The sequence below is a fragment of the Sulfobacillus harzensis genome (assembly GCF_012933365.1).
Classification (GTDB): Bacteria; Bacillota; Sulfobacillia; order Sulfobacillales; family Sulfobacillaceae; genus Sulfobacillus_B; species Sulfobacillus_B harzensis.
This window is the reverse complement of the sequence record NZ_JABBVZ010000273.1, coordinates 1-1294: the sequence shown is the minus strand read 5'-3', so window position 1 is coordinate 1294 and position 1294 is coordinate 1. Positions and strand designations below refer to the sequence as shown.

Sequence of the window (1294 nt, the reverse complement as noted above, 5' to 3'; positions counted from 1 at the left end):
TGCGGATTCCGGACCTAATCCACCACCCATTCCGGTAAATTCCCACCACCTCGTCCAGTAATTCGCCACCATTCGTTCCGAAAAATTTCCACCACCGATTCCGGTAAATCTCCACCACCACCCCGTGGGCCCGTACACTGTCTTTCGGTGTCATCACGACGTCGAAGGAGAGGAGTTTATGGCGAAACGGAGGATTCCGATGCGACATATTCGGGAGATTTTACGCCTGCATCACGCGGGCCAGACCGATCGCGCCATCGGCCGGAGTTTAGGCGTCCATCACACCACCGTGGGCGATTTGCTTAAGCGGGTCCAGGCTGCGGAACTCAGCTGGCCGCTGCCGGACATCGGCGACGCCGAGCTGGAACGACGCCTGTACCCCGGCAACCAAGGACGGCCGCGCACGCGGCCGGAGCCGGATTGGCCCCGGATTCATCAGGATTTACGGACCACCAAAGGCATGACGCTGGAATTGGCGTGGCTCGAATATCAGCGGGAGCATCCCGACGGTGCCCTGCAATACTCCCAGTTCTGCGTGCACTACCACCGCTGGTGCAAACGGCTCGACGTCGTTCTCCGCCAGCCCCATCAACCCGGCGACAAAGTCTTTGTCGATTACGCCGGCCCCACGGTGCCCGTCATCGATCGCGACACCGGCGAAACGCATCCGGCGCAGATCTTTGTGGCCGTCCTGGGCTACAGCCACTATGTCTTCGCCGAGGCGCACCCCGACCAGTCCGTCAGTTCGTGGATTCAAGGGCACGTTCACGCCTTTCAAGCGTTTGGCGGGGTGCCTGCCTGCGTGGTGCCGGACAATCTCAAGGCGGCGGTGCAGCAACCCCATCCCTACGAACCCTACCTGCATCCGTCGTATCTGGAAATGGCGCAGTATTACGACACCGTCATTGTGCCGGCGCGGGTGCGGAAACCTACGCACAAAGCCCCCGCCGAGACCGGGGTACAACTGGTGGAACGCTGGGTCCTGGCCGTCTTACGCAAACGGCAGTTTTTCACCTTGGCGGAGCTCAACGCGGCCATCGCCGACTGCGTGGCCTGGTTGAATGCCCGGCCCTTCCAAAAATGGGAGGGGTGTCGGGCCACCCTGAAGGCCGCCGAACCCCTCCAGCCCTTGCCGATCCACCCGTTTGAGCCGGGGGCCTGGACGCAGGCCCGCGTCCATCCCGACTACCACATCCAGGTGGACTCCCGCTATTATAGCGTGCCGTATTACCTGGTCGGCGAGACCGTGGAAGTCCGCACGACGGCTCACACGGTGGAGATTTTTCATCAGGGG

The 1294-nt window shown here is 62.0% G+C and carries 1 protein-coding gene; it reads left to right on the top strand.

The features are described 5' to 3' along the window. Positions 1-199: 199 nt before the first annotated feature. The coding region (istA, locus tag HIJ39_RS22980) for an IS21 family transposase (protein ID WP_169103348.1) at positions 200-1294 on the top strand (1095 nt) is incomplete at its 3' end.